The organism is Mycobacteroides franklinii (assembly GCF_002013895.1).
Lineage (GTDB): Bacteria > Actinomycetota > Actinomycetes > Mycobacteriales > Mycobacteriaceae > Mycobacterium > Mycobacterium franklinii.
Map to the genome: position 1 here is coordinate 41,315 of NZ_MAFQ01000019.1, position 17,961 is coordinate 59,275.

Consider the following 17,961-nt stretch of genomic DNA (forward strand, 5'->3'; position numbering starts at 1 on the left):
AACTCATGAACAAGAAAGCTGTTGTCATCGGCCACGGAATGGTCGGTCACCGATTCGTCCAGGTCCTGCGTGAACGCGATGCCACCGATCAGTGGCAGGTCACCGTTCTCGGCGAGGAAACCGACGCCGCCTACGACCGGGTGGCGCTGTCCTCGTACATCGACAGCTGGAACCGGGACACGCTGGCGCTCACCGGAAATGACTACGCCGACGATCCCATGGTGACACTGCACCTGGGGGATCGGGTGGTGGGTATCGACCGGGTGAACCAGACCGTCACGACAGCAGCGGGCACCGTGCTGGACTATGACGCGCTCGTCATGGCCACGGGGTCCTACCCCTTTGTGCCGCCGGTACCGGGCGGCGACGCCGACGGCTGCTTCGTCTATCGCACCATGGATGATCTCGACGCCATCAAGGCTGCCGCGGACAAGTCTCCGGGCAGCGCGGGTGTCGTCATCGGCGGCGGGCTGCTGGGGCTGGAGGCGGCGAATGCGTTGCGCCTCATGGGTTTGGCGCCGCATGTTGTGGAGCTGAATCCGCGACTGATGCACCTGCAGGTCGACGAGGGCGGTGGTGCCCTGTTGACCCGGCTGGTGACCGATCTGGGACTTACGGTGCACACCAGTGTGTCCACGCAGGCCATCGAGACGGCGGAGGACGGGTCGCTCTCCGTTCAGCTGTCGGACGGATCGGCGATCGACGCTTCGGTGCTGGTGTTCTCGGCGGGCATTCGGCCACGCGACGAGCTGGCCCGCGAATGCGGACTAGAACTGGCTGAACGCGGCGGAATTTTCACCGACCGTGGCTGCCAGACAAGCGATCTGCACATCTACGCGATCGGTGAGGTCGCGGCCATCGAGGGCCGCTGCTACGGACTGGTCGCGCCCGGATATACCACGGCCGAGATCGTCGCGGACCGGCTGCTCGGCGGCGACGCCGAATTCCCGGGCGCCGACCTGTCTACCAAGCTCAAGCTGCTCGGGGTGGACGTCGCCAGCTTCGGCGACGCCCACGCCGCCTCCGACGGCGCGCTGGAGGTCGTGTTCAACGACGCCACCAAGGGCACCTACGCCAAGCTCGTGGTGTCCGATGATGCGCGAACCCTGTTGGGCGGCATCCTCGTCGGTGACGCCAGCGCCTACGGCACCTTGCGGCCCATGCTCGGCCGGGAGCTGCCGGCAGATCCGGCCTCGCTCATCGCGCCCGCCGGTGCGGAAATCGGGGTGGGCGCGCTGCCCGACGATGCGCAGATCTGCTCGTGCAACGCGGTCACCAAGGGGACGATCTGCGGTGCCATCTGTGACGGCGCAACCGATGTGCCCGCTCTCAAGGCGGCGACCTGTGCCGGAACCTCCTGCGGTAGCTGCATTCCCATGCTCAAGCAGATTCTGGCCGCCCAGGGCATCGAGCAGTCCAAGGCGCTGTGCGAGCACTTCATGCAGTCGCGTGCCGAGCTGTTCCAGGTGGTGCAGGTGACCGGCATCCGGACCTTCTCCGAGCTGATCGCCAAGCACGGCACCGGTACCGGCTGCGATATCTGCAAGCCCACCGTCGCGTCCATTCTGGCCTCCACATCCAGCGATCACATCCTGGAAGGGGAGCAGGCCGCGCTGCAGGACACTAACGATCACTTCCTGGCCAATATGCAGAAGAACGGCACCTATTCGGTGGTGCCGCGCCTCCCGGGTGGTGAGGTGACTCCGGAGAAACTCATCGTGATCGGTGAAGTGGCCCAGGAATTCGGGCTGTACACCAAGATCACCGGCGGGCAGCGCATCGATCTGTTCGGTGCCCGGGTAGAACAGCTCCCACTGATCTGGAAGCGCCTCATCGATGCGGGCATGGAATCCGGTCAGGCGTACGGCAAGTCGCTGCGCACGGTGAAGAGCTGCGTGGGATCGACGTGGTGCCGGTACGGGGTCCAGGATTCGGTGGGCATGGCCGTCGAACTCGAATTGCGCTACCGCGGTTTGCGTTCCCCACACAAGCTGAAGATGGGTGTATCCGGGTGCGCGCGGGAATGCGCCGAGGCACGTGGTAAGGACATCGGCGTCATCGCCACCGAGAACGGCTGGAACCTGTACGTCGGCGGCAACGGCGGAGCGACTCCTGTGCACGCGAAGTTGCTTGCCGGCGATCTGGATTCGGAGACATTGATCAAGTACATCGACAGGTACTTGATGTTCTACATTCGTACCGCGGACCGGCTGCAGCGCACCGCGCCCTGGCAGGAGGCCATTGAGGGCGGTCTGGACCACATCCGGGCAGTGGTGTGCGAGGACTCGCTCGGCATCGCCGACGAACTGGAAGCCGCGATGGCGCGCCATGTCGAGGGGTATGAGGACGAATGGGCGGCAGTTCTGGCCGACCCGGACAAGCTGCGCCGCTTCGTGTCGTTCGTGAACGCGCCGGATGAGCTGGATTCGACGATAGCGTTCGACGAGAGCGGGCCACGGAAGGTTCCGGTGTTGCTGGGTACCCCCGGATTCCGGTCTGTGACGGAGTCCGCAACATGACGCGCGGACCGCGGTAATGCCCGGGTAACACAAGCCGGGTACACATGACATATCAGGTAGAAACACCGAGTAGAAAGGCCGGAGATGACAATCGTGGACGCTCGCCCTCGACTGAGGCGGTACCAATACGTGTGGTCGACGGTCTGTGCGGTGGATTCGCTCACCCCGGGCCGGGGTGCTGCGGTTCTCCTTCCGGATGATGTGCAGGCCGCCTTGTTTCTGCTGCCCAGTGGGGAGCTTTACGCGGTCGGTAACATCGATCCATACGGTCAGGCCGCCGTCATGTCGCGCGGTTTGACCGGTGACCGTGGCGGGGAGCCGACAGTGGCATCGCCACTGCTCAAGCAGGTGTTCTCGCTTATTGACGGGCGTTGCCTCGATGATGCGTCGCGCCGGTTGCCAGTCTTCGAGGTGCGGGTGATCAATGGAAACGTCGAAATCGGAATGCTCAGGAGCCGACACCGGAACGCGGTCGCCGCGTAACGAGCAAGAGCGTCGGCTCGACGGGTTCACGATCGGTGTCACTGCTGCGCGCCGTTCGGAAGAACTGATCGCGCTTTTGGAGCGCCGCGGGGCTGCCATTGTGTATGCCGCGGCCATCCGCATCATCCCGTTGGCCGACGATGCGGAGCTTCGGCAGGCCACCGAACTGGTCATTGCCAACCCGCCCGATCTGACGGTGGCCACCACCGGAATCGGCTTCCGCGGCTGGATCGAGGCCGCCGACGAATGGGGTGTGGCCGACAGTCTCAGGTCTGCGTTGGAGTCCGGACGTTTGGTGGCCCGCGGACCCAAGGCCACCGGAGCGATCCGTCAAGCGGGGCTGCGTGAAGAGTGGTCGCCCGCATCGGAGTCGTCGGCGGAAGTTCTGGATCGCCTGCTCGAAGAGGGTGTCGAGGGTCGGCGTATCGCCGTGCAACTTCATGGTGCCGCTACCGAATGGGAACCCATCGCCGATCTATGCGAGGCGCTGACAATCGCTGGTGCACAGGTGATCCGGGTGCCGGTGTACCGCTGGGAACCTCCGGAGGATCAGCGGCCGATGGACCGGATGATCTCCATGGCGATCAATGCGGAGCTGGACGGGATCAGTTTCACGAGCGCTCCCGCGGTGGCCTCGATGCTTGGCCGTGCCAAGGCAACCGGCCGATTGGATGAGTTGTTGGCCGCGCTGCGGGCCAGGGTCGCACCGCTGTGTGTCGGGCCGGTGACGGCTGCGCCGCTGGAGGTGCTGGCCGTCCCGACGACGCAGCCTGAACGGGCGCGATTGGGCGCGTTGGCCAGGCACATCGCCGACGAATTGACCAGGAGGGCGCCACGTTTCCACGCGGGCGGGCATATCGTCAGTGTGCGCAGCTGCGGGATCGCGGTCGACGGCGAAACACGACAGATATCCCCGGCGGGTATGGCGCTGATGAAGCGGCTGATGGTGCGTCCCGGCCAGGTGGTGTCCCGCGAGGACCTGTTGGCCGCGCTGCCTGGAGGCGGAGACGACACCCATGCCGTCGAGACGGCGATGACCCGTCTACGGGCTGCCCTCGGTGCGCCGAAAGTGATTCAGACAGTGGTGAAGCGGGGTTACCGGTTGGCGATCGATCCGACCATGATTGGGGAATGTCATGGCTGAGCTGGTACTGGTCGCTCACGGAACCCGCTCTGTCGCCGGTGTAGAGAACATCGCCGCTCTCGCGGAGGCGGTGTCGAGACGTGTCGGTTCGGTGCGGACCGCCTTCGTCGATGTGCTGGGTCCGACCCCGTCAGAGGTGCTCTCGACGATCGATGGCCCCGCGGTGTTGCTTCCGGCCTTTCTGGCATCGGGATACCATGTGCACCACGATATTCCGCAGCACATTGAGCTGAGTGGACATCCCGACGTGGCCGTTACGAAAACGTTGGGGCCCGATCCGGTGTTGGCCACGGTCATGACGGAGCGGTTGCGCGAGGCCGGGTGGTGCCGTGGTGATGCGGTAGTGCTCGCTGCGGCAGGATCTTCGGATCCCGGTGCCCGCCATGAGGTCCACACCGCGGCCAGCATGTTGGCACGCCACACCGGCCCCGTGAAGGTGGGCTACATCGCGACGGGGGAGCCGCGAGTGTCCGACATGGTCGCGGAACTGCGCGCGACCGGTCGGCGCGTCTTCATCGCGTCGTACCTGTTGGCGCATGGGCTGTTTCAGGAACGCCTCACCGACGCCGGTGCCGACGGTGTCGCACAACCGCTGGGTGTACATCCCGAGATCGTGAATCTGATGGTGCGGCGCTTCGCCTCGGCTGCGGCGGTGGTGGGTGCGCTAGAAGCCGTGGCGGACATCGCGTAGCGCGATCCGACCGTCCACGGCGAGTACGCCCTCGGCCCTGAGCAGTTCGAGCTGACGGGTCCGGATGTGCGGTGCGGGGCGCCCGCTCGCGCCGATGACGCGATGCCAGGGCAGATCCGCCGAGTCGGTGCGCATGATCCAGCCCACGATCCGTGCGCTGGAAAGTCCTGCGGCGTCTGCGATATCACCGTATGTGGCCACTCGCCCGGCCGGTATGGACGCGACCAGTGAGCGCACGAGCTCGACTTGTTCCTCGGTGACGGTCGCCATGATTACTCCAGGTGTGACCGTATCGCGGCGGCGGTCTCGGTGGGTCGGGATTGCGACACCATGTGATCGCAGTCGATGTCGATCAGCTCGAACCGGTCGCCGAGCGTGGCCCGCAGAGCATCCAGAAGTTCGGATGTCACATAGGCGGGCGAGGTGCGCGTGGCGCGTAGCAGGGTGACACGAATGATGTTGGCGGGTAGCGAAATATCGCGGGCCAGCTCGCTCCACGCGGTGACCACGGCGGGCAGATTCATCCGCCAGCCCCATCGGCCGTTTGGCAACGGGATCAGGTGCTCGTCCAGTTCGGCTTCGATGACGTGATCCGGTACGTCCGACCACGCCCCTGCGACCTTGTCCGACTTGGCCTCGGCGCGGTCGGTGTAGTCCGGGTAGGCCACCATCTGGTCGGCAATCTGCCGCATCCAGTCGCCGTCCAATCCGATTGCCGGGTCCAGCAGTACCAGCGACTTCACCAGGTCGGGCCTGCGTGCCGCGAGGTGCAACGCGGTGGCGCCTCCAAACGAGTGTGCCACCACCACGATGGGCCCGGTCTGCGCTTCGTCGAGCACGGCCGCGACCGCATCGGCGTGTGCTTCCAAGGACCACGGCGCGGTCGCGGGGGAGTGTCCGTGCCCCAGCAGGTCCGGTGCCACGGCGGACACATCGGTGAGGTGTTCGTCGAACAGCGGCGCCCAGCGTCTGCCATGCCCGGTGAGTCCATGCAACGCCAGCAGGCGTGCCGGTTCATCGGGTCCGTATCGGTGGGTCTTCAGCGTCGGTGTCACTCGCGGAATCCTGCCACGATCCTCGGGTGATCGTTGCGGGGGATCGCCAGGTCAGATCCACTTGTCGGACCCTCGTGCTGTGATCTGCACATGCCGACGCCGCCGCTTTCGACCCGATCCTGGGACGGCGCGGCGGCAGAACTGCTGGACCCTGCCGGTAAAGGCCGATTCGTGGTGGTCGGTGGTAGCGGAACCGGCAAGACGAGCCTGCTGGTCGATATCGTGGCCGCCCACACCGCTGCCGGCGTGAGCCCGGGGTCCATTCTTGTGCTCACCGGTTCCCACCGGGCGAGCGCCGATCTGCGTAACAGGGTCTCGGCTGCGGTGTTTGAACGCGCTGCCGCCGTCGCGATTCGTGAACCCATGGTCCGCACGGTGCATTCGTACGCCTTCGCCGTGCTCGCTGCGCACGCCGCCCGTCAGGGCAATCCGCCACCGCGCCTGATCACCGCAGCCGAGCAAGACAGCATTGTGCGGGAATTGTTGTGCGGCAATGCTGAAGACAACAGTGGCTCATGGCCCGCATCGCTGCGGCCGGCGTTGACCACGGCCGGCTTCGCCACCGGCGTGCGCGATCTGATGGCACGGTGCACCGAGCGTGGCGTGGATGCCAAGGAGCTACGTGCGATCGGACGGCGGCACAGTCGTCCGGAGTGGATTGGGGTCGCCGATCTTGCGCGAGAGTACGAGGAGGTCATGCTGCTGCGGTCCGCGGTGGGTATGGCGGCTCCGCAGGCCACGGTGCCCGCGCTCGGTGCCGCCGAGCTCGTCGGATCGGCGTTGGAGACCTTCGCCATCGAGCCGGAAATTCTTGCGATGGAACGCGATCGCATCGATCTTCTCCTGGTGGACGATTCCCAGCATCTCGACCCACAGGCGGCGCTGCTGGTGCGGCTGCTGGCCGAAAGGGCCGGCGTCTGTGTCATCGCCGGCGACCCCAATCAAACTGTGTTCGGGTTCCGTGGTGCCGATACACAGCTGTTGCAGATTGGTGCCGACAGCAGCGCCACGATGATCGAACTCCAGGGTTCGCACCGCTGCGCCGCACCCGTCGCCGAGCTTGCCAACGCGGTAGCCCAGCGGCTGCCCGGCAGCTCTCCGGCACGGGTCATCCACGGGGCGGAGAACCCCGCGGCCGCTGTTCGTCTTGCCTCGGTGCCCACCGAAACCGTCGAAGCGTCGCTGATCGTCGACCTCCTGCGCCGATCGCATTTGATCGACGGTGTGCCGTGGTCGCAGATGGCGGTGATTGTCCGGTCGGTCCCGCGCAGCGGTGCGGCCCTGCGCCGTGCCCTGCAATCGGCAGGAGTTCCCGTGCACGCGGAGTCGCACGACGGGCCGGTGGCTGCGGTTCCCGCCGTGCATGCGCTGCTGCTCGCGGTCTCTGCCGCTCAGGGGGATGTGCACGACGAGGACGCGGCGACACTGGTAACCGGTCCGTTCGGGCGGGTTGATCCCGTGGCGCTGAGGCGGTTACGACGCCAACTGCTGCGCGCCGAGGAGGCCCGGGGCGGTGAACGCAGCAGCGCGGAGCTGCTGCGTGTGGTTCTCGTCGACGCCGATGACACCCACTTGGCAGCACTCACGGACATCCAGGCTGCTCCGCTGCGACGCGTGCGCGCAGTGATCGCGGCCGCTCGTGAGGCCATAGCCGCCGGGGCCAGCGTCCTGGACGTGCTGTGGTCGGCGTGGACTCGGTCCGGTCTGCAGCGGCGCTGGGATGGGTTATCGCAACGCGGAGGTCCGCTGGGTGCCCAGGCCGATCGGGATCTCGATGCCGTGTCGGCGCTATTTGACCTTGCCTCCGAGCATGTGGCGCGCACACCGGGTATCGGCGTGACGGGTCTGATCGACCACATCCGGTCATTGGCGCTGGCCGGTCAGCGCGCGACGCGACTCGAACCCGATGCCGTCGCCATTGTCAGCGCGCATGCTGCCGTGGGCAGGCAGTGGGATGTGGTCGCGATCCCCGGTGTCCAGGAAGGACTGTGGCCCAACACCGCGGTGCGGGGCGGGGTGCTGCGTACTCAGCAGCTGATGGATGTGCTGGCGGACATTGATCACGCTGCACACGTCGACGGAGCGGCCGTCGCACTCGCCGAGGAACGCCGCCTGCTGCTGCTGGCCGTGGGGCGAGCGGCGCGCCGAGTTCTGGTTACGGCCGTCGACAATGAGAACACCGACATGGGCGGCGGACCCGCGATGGCGTCACGTTTCCTCACCGAACTCATGGTGGCCCATCCGGAATGGGTGATGCCCGAATACCGTCCGGGCACAATGGAATCGCGAGCGCTGACCGCCGCGAACCTCGTCGGCGAACTGCGCGCCGTCGTCACTGCCGCACACGGAGAGGTGAGTGAAACTCGCCGCCGCGGCGCGGCCCGACAGCTGGCCCGGCTCGCGGACGCCGGAGTGCCCGGTGCGAATCCGGAAACCTGGTACGGGCTTGCCGATGTCAGCAGTGAGCAGCCGCTGTGGCAAGCCGAGGACGGTCCGATCCGTTTGTCGCCTTCCAATGTCGAGACACTCATGGCATGTCCGCTGCGCTGGCTGCTGGAACGGCACGGTGGCACCGACCTCACCGATCCGCGCCGGGCGCTGGGCACATTGGTCCATGAGCTTGTCGGCGTGCACTCCGCAGATCCGGACACGATGCGTCGCGAGCTCGACAAGGCCTGGGAATCAATGCCGTTCGAATCGCAGTGGTACGCGCGCAACGAGCTGGCCCGGCATCAGGAGCTTTTGGAGGCGTTCACCTCCTGGCGTGCATCGACTCGTGGTGAACTCACCGAGGTCGGTCGCGAGATCGGTGTCGATGGAGTTCTTTCGCGCGATGGTCACCCGCAGGTGCGACTGGTCGGTCGCATCGACCGGTTGGAACGGGATGCGGAGGGGCGCCCCGTCGTCATCGACATCAAGACCGGGAAGAGTCCCGCCACCAAAGACGATGCGCAACAACACGCTCAGCTCGCCGCATATCAGGTGGCTGCCGCCGAGGGGCTTATCGACGGTCAACCCGCGGGTGAACCCGGTGGCGGCCGCTTGGTGTACATCGCCAAGCCCAACCTCGATGTCGGTGCCACCCAACGCCATCAGGATCCGTTGACCCCGGAGGTCCAGGACACCTGGCGTGAGACCATCCACCGCGCGGCGGCCAACACGCAAGGTCCGGTCTTCGTCGCACGAGTCAACGATGGCTGTGGGCATTGCCCGCTGAGGACCTGCTGCCCCGCGCAGACCGATGGGCAGGCAGTGTGTCAGTCGTGAGCGCTTACTCGCCAGCTGAATTGTCGAAGGCCTTGGGACTGTTCGAGCCGACCGATGAGCAGGCTGCCGTCATCGGGGCGCCCCCCGGTCCGATGGTGGTGATCGCGGGTGCTGGCGCGGGCAAGACCGAGACCATGGCCGCCCGGGTGGTGTGGTTGGTGGCCAATGGCTATGCCACGCCCGCCCAGGTGCTCGGGCTCACCTTCACCCGTAAGGCGGCGGGTCAGTTGTTGCGACGCGTCAGGTCGCGGCTCGCCCGATTGGCGGGCAGCGGGATCATGGCACCGGTCAGCGCCGACGAACCCGATCCCGTCATCGCCACCTATCACGCATATGCCGGAACATTGCTCCGCGAGCATGGGCTGTTGCTGCCCATGGAGCCCAATGCGCGTCTGCTGACCGAAACACAGTTGTGGCAGATGGCTTTCCGATTGGTCTGCGATTTCGATGGGGATCTGGATACCGAGAAGACGCCCGGTGCCGTCACGGCTCAGGTGCTGGCGCTGGCCGGCCAGCTCTCCGAGCATTTGGTGGACACCACCGACCTGCTGTCCTCGCATGACGAGCTGGAACAGTTGATTCACACCCTGCCTCCCGGCCCGCGTCAGCGGGAGGGCGGCCCGAGCGCGTGGCTGCTGCGATTGGTGGAAACACAGCATGAGCGCACGCAGCTCCTCGCGATCGTGGAGCAGCTGATTGCGCTGATGCGTGCCCGCGGGGTTCTCGATTTTGGTGCACAGATGTCGTTGTCGGCTCGCCTAGCCGCGGATCATCCTGTGGTGGGACAGACTCAGCGGGATCGCTATCGGGTGGTGCTGCTCGATGAGTACCAAGACACCGGACATGCCCAGCGCATCTTGTTGTCGTCCTTGTTCGGTCGGGGTGTCGACCCCGAATTGGCGTTGACCGCCGTGGGTGATCCGATCCAATCCATCTACGGCTGGCGTGGCGCATCGGCGACCAATCTGCCCCGTTTCACCACCGACTTTCCGCTGCCGGACGGATCACCGGCGCCGACAAAGGAATTGCGTACCAGCTGGCGCAATCCGCCCGAAGCCCTGCACCTGGCCAACGCCGTGTCGGAGGAGGCGCGCCGGCGTTCGGTAGCGGTGCGGCCGCTGCGCCCTCGGCCGGACGCCACCTCCGGCCACATCGCCTGTGCACTGCTCGGTGACGTGGCTGCCGAACGGGAATGGGTTGCGACACAACTTGCCTCGGTGTACCAGCAGGCGCATCGCGAGGGAAATCGCCCACCAGCCTCGGCGGTGCTGGTCAGGCGGAACAGTGATGCCGCTCCCATGGCAGAAGCCCTTGTTGCACAAGGTGTTCCGGTTGAGGTAGTCGGATTGACCGGCCTGCTTGGTCTTCCGGAGGTCGCCGATACCGTGGCGATGCTGCGCCTTGTCGCCGACCCGACGGCCGGCCCGGCCGCCCTGCGAGTGTTGACCGGCCCCCGGTGGCGCCTTGGCGCCCACGATCTGGTGGTGCTGTGGCGGCGGGCGACGGGATTCGGTCGCGGCGGATCGGGGAAGACCGGCGAGGACATCGGGGAAGAGGCCGACGTTCCGTGCTTGGCGGACGCCATCAGCGATCCCGGCACACCCGATGAGTACTCGCCGGAAGGCTGGGCGCGCCTGGGCGCGCTGCGGCGGGAATTGTCCGCGTTGCGCGCGCGCCTCGGTATGCCGCTCACCGACCTGATCGCCGAGGTGCAGCGGGTGCTGGCACTGGATGTCGAGCTTGTCGCGGCGCAACGCAGCGGCGGCTTGGACCAGCTGCGTGCCTTCACCGACGTGGCCGCAGGATTCGCCGAGGCCGCCGATCAGGGCGATCCGGTGGGGGTGGTCGCCGCATTCCTGCAATACCTGGACGCCGCGTGGGAGATCGAAAAAGGCCTCGCACCTGTGGAAGTGGCGACTAGCCCGGGGCGAGTCCAAATTCTGACCGTACATTCGGCCAAGGGGCTGGAATGGGATGTCGTCGCCGTTCCGCATCTGAGTGCCGGAGTGTTCCCGTCGGGTGTGGCCGCGCCGACCTGGTTGACGAGTGCCACGGAACTTCCGCCGTTGGTGCGCGGTGATCGCGCCACCCAGGGGGATCGTTTCGGAGTTCCACAGCTGGACACCGAGGGCATCACCAACCGCAAACAGCTCTCCGACGCGATCGCGCGGCACAAGGACAGCCTGGCCACTCGCCGGATCGATGAGGAGCGCAGGCTGCTGTACGTGGCGGTTACCCGTTCGGCCGAGCAGCTTTTCGTCTCGGGACACCATTGGGGCCAAACCGGACTCAAACCGAAGGGGCCGTCGGACTTTTTGATCGAACTGCGTGATGTCATCGAAGCCGCCGCTGCCGAAGGCATTCCGTGTGGAACTGTCGAGCAGTGGGCTACCGAGCCGGCGGCGGGTGAACGCAATCCCATGCTCGATCAGACAGTTGAAGCGCGATGGCCGGCCGACCCGCTTGCGGGTAGACGCGGTGGACTTGAGGCGGGTGCGCAGCTGGTGCGCGATGCGCTCGCCGGTACGGCCTCGCTGACCGAAGCCGACGAGGACGATCCGGACGGGTGGGGCGCCGATGTCGACGCGCTGCTGCGCGAACGCGAGCTGGCCCATCGACGTCCGGATTTGACTCTTCCTCAGCACCTTTCGGTGACAAGCCTGGTGGAGCTGCGTCACGATCCGCAGGCCCTCGCGCGCCGGCTGGCGCGCCCGAGACCCACCCGTCCGGACCTGGAAGCTCGTCGCGGCACCGCCTTCCATTCCTGGGTGCAGCGTCACTACGGGTCGGTGCGGCTCATCGATTTCGAAGATCTGCCTGGCGACGGTTACGGGAGTTTCGAGGATGCCGAGGATTTGGCGGCGCTGCAGTCGGCGTTCCTCGATTCGGAGTGGGCGGACCGAACCCCCGCCGAACTGGAGGTGCCGTTCGAGATTTCTGTCGCCGGCACGGTCGTGCGTGGACGGATCGATGCAGTGTTCGGACCCGATGGCAGTACAGAGGGCACCTGGACAGTCGTGGACTGGAAGACCGGTCACGAGCCGTCGGGCGCCGAGATGGAGGCCGCCGCGGTGCAGCTGGCCGTGTACCGGCACGCGTGGGCGGCATTGCAGGGAATCGATCCCTCACGGGTGAGCGCGGTGTTCCACTACGTGCGTACGGGTCGCACGGTGGCCCCGGCCGAACTGCCCGAATTGCCGCACGCGGAGGAGCTCGCAGAGCTGACTCGAGATTGATATCTGCCCAAACTTTTGCCGGTATGTCGCCAGCCAACGCGAACCACGGCCGCCATATGAGTAGATTGACACCCGTGCAACCGGTGAGTCGGACGCGATCGGCGTATGGCAGGTAAGTTCCGCCAGCGGTTTCGCGGCCTCGATGAGACGCTGACCGCACAGCCAGACCATGCATTGGTCGGTGTTCTGCGTATCCCCGAAAATACGGCCAGCCCATGGCGAGCGATCGGCAAGCGCATCCTGATAGCGCTGGGAACACTCTTCGCGGCCGTGCTCGTGGTGTACGCGGATCGCAGCGGCTACCGCGATGTCGCGTCCACTCCGGAGGAGAGCGACCCGCTCAGCTTCCTGGACTGCTTCTATTACGCCACCGTCTCGCTTTCGACCACCGGTTACGGCGATATCACCCCGTATACCGAGGGTGCGCGGCTGGTGAACATCCTTGTGATCACGCCGCTGCGGCTGCTGTTCCTGATTGTTCTGGTCGGCACCACGGTGGAAGCGCTCACCGAACGTTCGCGTCAAGCACTGAAGATCCAGCGATGGAGGGCCCGCGTGCGCAACCACACCGTTGTCGTCGGATACGGCACCAAGGGGAAGACCGCCGTGCAGGCGATGCTCTCCGACGGCGCCGCTCCGTCCGAAATCGTGGTCGTCGATGAAGACCAGATGGCCCTGGATGCCGCGGCCTCCGCCGACCTGGTGACGGTGCGAGGCAGCGCCACCAAATCCGATGTGCTGCGACTCGCTGGTGTGCAGAACGCCAAGTCGATCATCGTGGCCGCCAACCGCGACGACACCTCGGTGCTCGTCACGCTCACCGCCCGTGAACTTGCCCCCAACGCCAAGATCGTCGCCGCGATCCGCGAGGCCGAGAATGTGCACCTGCTGCGCCAATCGGGCGCCGACTCGGTCGTGGTGTCCTCCGAAACAGCGGGTCGGCTCCTCGGCATCGCCACCACCACACCGCGGGTCGTCGAGATGATCGAGGACCTGTTGACCCCGGAGGCAGGGTTCGCGATCGCCGAACGCGAGGTGGAGCGCAGCGAGGTCGGCGGCTCGCCACGCCACCTCTCGGACATCGTCCTGGGTGTGGTGCGTGATGGCACCCTGCACCGGGTGGACGCTCCCGAGGTGGATTCCATCGAGGCAACCGATCGTCTGCTCTACGTCCGCAACGCCGGAGCGTGACATGACCTTCCGTCTTCGCAACGTTCCCTTGCTCTCGCGCGTCGGGCTGGATCGCGCCGACGAATTGCGTTCAAACCCAGAGGAATTGGCCAAGGGCTGGTCAGAGGCGGGTTTGATCACCTTGGACGTTCGCGGCCGCGTGAACATCGTCGACGGGCAGGTGGTCCTGGAGGATGCCGCCCGCTCAGGGGATCAGCCGCCCGAGCACGCCGTGTTTCTTGGGCGCATCCCGGGCGGCCGCCACGTGTGGGCCGTGCGCGCCGAGCTCGACGACGACAGCGCGCCGCTGCTGGATTTGCGCCGTTCCGGCCAGTTGTTCGACGACACCAGTGCGGCGCTGCTGGCCACGGCGATGGCCATGTTGTCCTGGCATGACAGTGCCGGCTACAGCCCTGTCGACGGATCGCCCACCACTCCCGCCAAGGGCGGTTGGGTTCGGGTCAACTCGACCACCGGGCAGGAGGAATTCCCGCGTACGGACCCTGCCGTCATCTGCCTGGTGCACGACGGCGGCGATCGCGCAGTGCTTGGCCGTCAGAAGTTCTGGCCGGAGCGGATGTTCTCGCTGCTGGCAGGGTTCGTCGAGGCCGGCGAATCGCTGGAGGCGTGCGTGGCCCGCGAGATCGCCGAAGAAGTCGGCCTCGAGGTCACCGATGTGCAGTACCTGGGCAGCCAGCCCTGGCCCTTCCCGCGGTCCATCATGTTGGGCTTCCACGCGATCGGTGACCCGTCGCAGCCGTTCTCGTTCAACGACGGTGAAATCGCCGAGGCCGATTGGTTCACGCGTGATGAGGTGCGCGCGGCACTCGAACTGGGGGATTGGACCACGCCATCCGACTCCCGGCTGATGCTGCCGGGGTCGATTTCCATCGCCCGGGAGATCGTCGAATCCTGGGCGTACGCCGGGGACGAGCCGCGGGAAGACCGTAGGTAAGGACTAAACGCCGAGCTTGGCCTTCACCTGGGTCAGCGACGGATTGGTCAGTGCGCTGCCATCGGGGAACTTCACGGTCGGCACCGTCTGGTTGCCTCCGTTGACTCCTCTGACATAGTCGGCCGCTGCCGGGTCCTCTTCGATGTCGACCTTGGTGTAGTCGATACCGGCTGCCTTCAGCTGCGTCTCGAGTCGACGGCAGTAGCCGCACCACGTGGTGGAGTACATGGTCAGGCCGGAATCGCTCGCGGTAGTCACATCGGCATTCAACGTCATACCCCGCCGGAGTGTTCCTTCGGGGTGTGAGATCTGTCAACAGCGGGGTGGGGGCCGGGCGTTGTCGGCGGTTGCTGAGAGGATGGCCCGGTGGCGCGCTCTCTCCTTGATGGTCTCGACGACGAGCAGCGCGCCGCCGTCACCGCGCCGCGCGGCCCGGTCTGTGTGCTCGCGGGCGCTGGAACCGGTAAGACACGCACCATCACCCATCGCATCGCCCACTTGGTCGAATCCGGCCATGTCGCGGCCGGTCAGATCCTGGCGGTCACATTCACGCAGCGGGCGGCGGGGGAGATGCGGGGCCGACTACGCGACCTGGGCGTCGGGTCCGCGCAGGCCGTCACCTTCCACGCCGCCGGGCTGCGCCAGCTCCGATACTTCTGGCCGCGGCTGGTCGGCGACACCCGCTGGGAGTTGATCGACAGCAAGTTCACCCTCGTGGCGCAAGCTGCGAATCGCGCGAAACTGAGCACCACCACCGATACCGTGCGTGACCTCGCCGGTGAAATCGAGTGGGCCAAGGCATCTTTGATCAGCCCGGAGGCCTACCCGGCGGCCGCGGCCAAGTTCGGCAGGGACGCGCCGGTTCCGGCTGAACAGGTCGCCAAGGTCTATGCGGGCTACGAGAAACTCAAGGCCCGGCCCGACGGGTCCACGCTGCTCGATTTTGACGACTTACTGCTGCATACCGCTGCGGCCATCGAGAATTCGGAGGCCGTCGCCGACGAGTTCCGGGACCGCTACCGCTGTTTCGTCGTCGACGAATATCAGGATGTCACCCCGTTGCAGCAGCGGGTACTCGACGCGTGGCTCGGCCCTCGCGATGACCTGACGGTGGTGGGCGATGCCAACCAGACCATCTATTCGTTCACCGGGGCCACTCCGCAGTACTTACTCGGCTTCTCCCGCCGTTTTCCCGACGCGACGGTGGTCCGTCTGGAACGTGACTACCGCTCGACACCGCAAGTGGTTTCGCTGGCCAACCGGCTGATCTCCGCGGCGCAGGGCCGGGTCGCGGGCAGCAAGCTCCAGCTTGTCGGCCAGCGGCCGGCAGGGCCCGCCCCGCGGTTCTCCGAACATGACGACGAGGCCGCGGAGGCCAAGTCTGCGGCGAAATCCATTGCGGGATTGATCGAATCCGGAATGCCGGCATCGGAGATCGCGGTGCTGTACCGAATCAACGCGCAGTCCGAGGTCTATGAAGAGGCGCTCACCGAGGCCGGCATACCGTTCCAGGTGCGTGGCGGCGAAGGCTTCTTCACGCGCCAGGAGGTGCGCCAGTCGCTGGTCGCCCTGCAGCGTGCGGCGGACCGCGAGTCCGCAGAATTGCCCGTACCGCAACAGGTTCGGGAAGTCTTGGAACCGCTGGGATTGTCCGCGGAGGAGCCACACGGTACCCAGGCGCGTGAGCGCTGGGAATCGCTGCGTGCCCTTGTCGAGCTCGCCGAGGAGGAGTGCGCCCGTCAGCCGGAACTGGATCTGCCCGGTCTGGTCCGTGAATTACGGGTACGGGCCGAGGCGCGCCACCCACCCACTGTGCAAGGCGTAACGCTGGCCTCGCTGCATGCGGCCAAGGGTCTGGAATGGGATGCGGTGTTCCTGGTCGGGCTGGCCGACGGCACCCTGCCCATCTCCCATGCCCTGTCGCGGTCCGGCGATATCGAACCGGTGGAGGAAGAGCGCCGCCTGCTGTACGTCGGAATCACCCGCGCGCGTGTGCATGTGAGCCTCAGCTGGGCACTCGCGCGGGCGGCCGGTGGTCGCAAGTCGCGCAAGCACTCCCGATTCCTCAACGGAATCGCCCCGAGTGCACAGCTTCCCGCGGCGGCCACGCCGCGCCGCCGGGGAAATGGTGCACGCTGCCGCATCTGCAATGCGTCGCTCAGCACTCCGGCCGCGGTGCTGCTGCGGCGCTGCGAGAGCTGCCCATCCGATATCGATGAGGAACTTCTTACCGCACTGAAGGACTGGCGGCTCCAGACGGCCAAGGAGATGAAGGTGCCGGCGTTCGTGGTGTTCACCGACAACACCTTGATCGCCATCGCCGAACTGCTTCCCGGCGACGATGCCGCCCTCGTTGCGATTCCCGGGATCGGTGCGCGCAAGCTGGAGCAATACGGCCCTGACGTGCTGCGTTTGGTGCGTGCCCGATCCTCGTGATCCCTTGTTCAACACGTGTCTAGCGCGGATCGTGATCTCGTCCTAGGCTCGCCCCATGGCCGACGATGACCTCCGCGATTTCGAAGCAGGCACCTTCACTCATGAGGGCGAGACCAAGATCGTGTTGCGAAAGGGCAGCGGACCGGCGGTGATCGTCATCGCCGAGATGCCCGGGATAACTCCCAAGGTCGCCGACTTCGCGCGCAAGGTCGCCGATATCGGCTGCACCGCCGTCATGCCGCATCTCTTCGGGAATCCGGGGCAGAACCCCGACCCCAAGGACGGCGGCTGGTTGCGCACCGCCACCTACATGGCGTCCTCGATGTTCCGTGGCTGTGTGAGCCGCGAATTCACGGTGCTGGCGACGGGGAAGACCTCGCCGGTGATCAACTGGCTGCGCGCGCTGGCCCAGAACGAACATGAGCGCAACGGCGGCCCCGGGGTGGGCGCCATCGGCATGTGTTTTACGGGTGGATACGCGCTGGCCATGGCCGCCGACGACCGCCTGCTGGCACCCGTGCTGTCGCAGCCGTCGATGCCCGTCGGCCTCAGCAAGAAGGCCCGGTACAACATCGATATCTCGCCGTCGGACCTGGCCAAGGTCAAGCATCGCTGCCAACACGACGGGCTCAAGGTGCTCGGCATGCGGTTCACCAGCGACAAGCTGGTGCCGGCCGAACGGTTCCAGTTCCTCAGGGACGAGCTAGGCGATGCGTTCATCGGCATCGAATTGTCCGGCGGAGTCGCCAACCCGGATTCACCGATGCCGCCGCACTCGGTGGTCACCGAACATCTCATCGATGAGCCCGGCCAGCCCACCCGCGCTGCGCTGGACCAGGTGCTGGACCTGTTCCGCTCGCGACTGCTGACATCCGTGTAAAGCGAAAAAGATGCCAGTTCGACAAAACTGGTTTCGAAGTATTGCCGCAGGTCAAAAATAACTTGTCAACCGAATGGGCGACCTTTTACTCTGGGCGTCAGGAATTCGTGAGGATTCCACATAGA

Annotated in this window: 13 protein-coding genes; 10 read left to right on the forward strand and 3 right to left on the reverse strand. The window is 66.0% G+C overall.

Going from position 1 to position 17,961, the window contains the following annotated elements:
- The first annotated feature begins 5 nt into the window (after positions 1-5).
- From nirB to B4393_RS24935, 4 genes are all read left to right on the forward strand, one after another.
- On the forward strand, positions 6-2,519 hold the full coding sequence (gene nirB, locus B4393_RS24920; RefSeq protein ID WP_078336431.1) for a nitrite reductase large subunit NirB: 2,514 nt from the start codon (positions 6-8) through the stop codon (positions 2,517-2,519).
- 129 nt (positions 2,520-2,648) lie between these two features.
- On the forward strand, positions 2,649-3,002 hold the full coding sequence (gene nirD, locus B4393_RS24925; protein ID WP_070938743.1) for a nitrite reductase small subunit NirD: 354 nt from the start codon (positions 2,649-2,651) through the stop codon (positions 3,000-3,002).
- Positions 2,944-4,146, forward strand: a complete 1,203-nt coding sequence (locus B4393_RS24930; protein WP_078336400.1) for a uroporphyrinogen-III synthase — start codon at positions 2,944-2,946, stop codon at positions 4,144-4,146. Before nirD ends, B4393_RS24930 begins: the two co-directional genes overlap by 59 nt.
- Positions 4,139-4,837, forward strand: coding sequence for a sirohydrochlorin chelatase (locus tag B4393_RS24935; RefSeq protein WP_078336401.1), 699 nt, complete (start codon positions 4,139-4,141; stop codon positions 4,835-4,837). The genes B4393_RS24930 and B4393_RS24935 overlap by 8 nt, the downstream gene beginning before the upstream one ends.
- On the opposite strand, the gene B4393_RS24940 is transcribed toward B4393_RS24935, so the two are convergent.
- A complete protein-coding gene (locus B4393_RS24940; RefSeq protein ID WP_070938746.1) occupies positions 4,811-5,107 on the reverse strand; it encodes an MGMT family protein in 297 nt (98 codons plus the stop codon). The two genes, B4393_RS24935 and B4393_RS24940, sit on opposite strands and share 27 nt — an antisense overlap.
- 2 nt (positions 5,108-5,109) lie before the next feature.
- Positions 5,110-5,892: an alpha/beta fold hydrolase gene (locus B4393_RS24945; RefSeq protein ID WP_078336402.1), complete on the reverse strand. Its 783-nt coding sequence runs from the start codon at positions 5,890-5,892 to the stop codon at positions 5,110-5,112.
- Between the two features lie 90 nt (positions 5,893-5,982).
- Between B4393_RS24945 and B4393_RS24950 the strand changes: the two genes are divergently transcribed.
- The 4 genes from B4393_RS24950 to nudC all read left to right on the forward strand — a co-directional run bounded on the left by B4393_RS24950 (position 5,983) and on the right by nudC (position 14,520).
- Positions 5,983-9,159, forward strand: coding sequence for an ATP-dependent DNA helicase (locus tag B4393_RS24950; RefSeq protein ID WP_078336403.1), 3,177 nt, complete (start codon positions 5,983-5,985; stop codon positions 9,157-9,159).
- Positions 9,156-12,395 carry an ATP-dependent helicase gene (locus tag B4393_RS24955; protein ID WP_078336404.1) on the forward strand — a complete coding sequence of 1,080 codons (3,240 nt, stop codon included), beginning with the start codon at positions 9,156-9,158 and terminating at the stop codon, positions 12,393-12,395. The genes B4393_RS24950 and B4393_RS24955 overlap by 4 nt, the downstream gene beginning before the upstream one ends.
- Positions 12,396-12,500: 105 nt before the next feature.
- On the forward strand, positions 12,501-13,586 hold the full coding sequence (locus B4393_RS24960) for a potassium channel family protein (protein ID WP_070938750.1): 1,086 nt from the start codon (positions 12,501-12,503) through the stop codon (positions 13,584-13,586).
- A 1-nt stretch (position 13,587) separates the two neighbouring features.
- A complete protein-coding gene (gene nudC / locus B4393_RS24965; protein WP_078336405.1) occupies positions 13,588-14,520 on the forward strand; it encodes an NAD(+) diphosphatase in 933 nt (310 codons plus the stop codon).
- 3 nt (positions 14,521-14,523) lie between these two features.
- On the opposite strand, the gene B4393_RS24970 is transcribed toward nudC, so the two are convergent.
- The gene (locus B4393_RS24970; protein WP_078336406.1) at positions 14,524-14,796 is read right to left on the reverse strand and encodes a mycoredoxin; all 273 of its coding nucleotides are present in this window, start codon (positions 14,794-14,796) and stop codon (positions 14,524-14,526) included.
- Between the two features lie 90 nt (positions 14,797-14,886).
- Between B4393_RS24970 and B4393_RS24975 the strand changes: the two genes are divergently transcribed.
- Together B4393_RS24975 and B4393_RS24980 are read left to right on the forward strand one after the other, a co-directional pair.
- Entirely contained in the window at positions 14,887-16,956 is a 2,070-nt protein-coding gene (locus tag B4393_RS24975; RefSeq protein ID WP_078336407.1) for an ATP-dependent DNA helicase UvrD2, read from the forward strand.
- Between the two features lie 55 nt (positions 16,957-17,011).
- Positions 17,012-17,836, forward strand: coding sequence for a dienelactone hydrolase family protein (locus tag B4393_RS24980; RefSeq protein ID WP_078336408.1), 825 nt, complete (start codon positions 17,012-17,014; stop codon positions 17,834-17,836).
- Positions 17,837-17,961 lie beyond the last annotated feature (125 nt).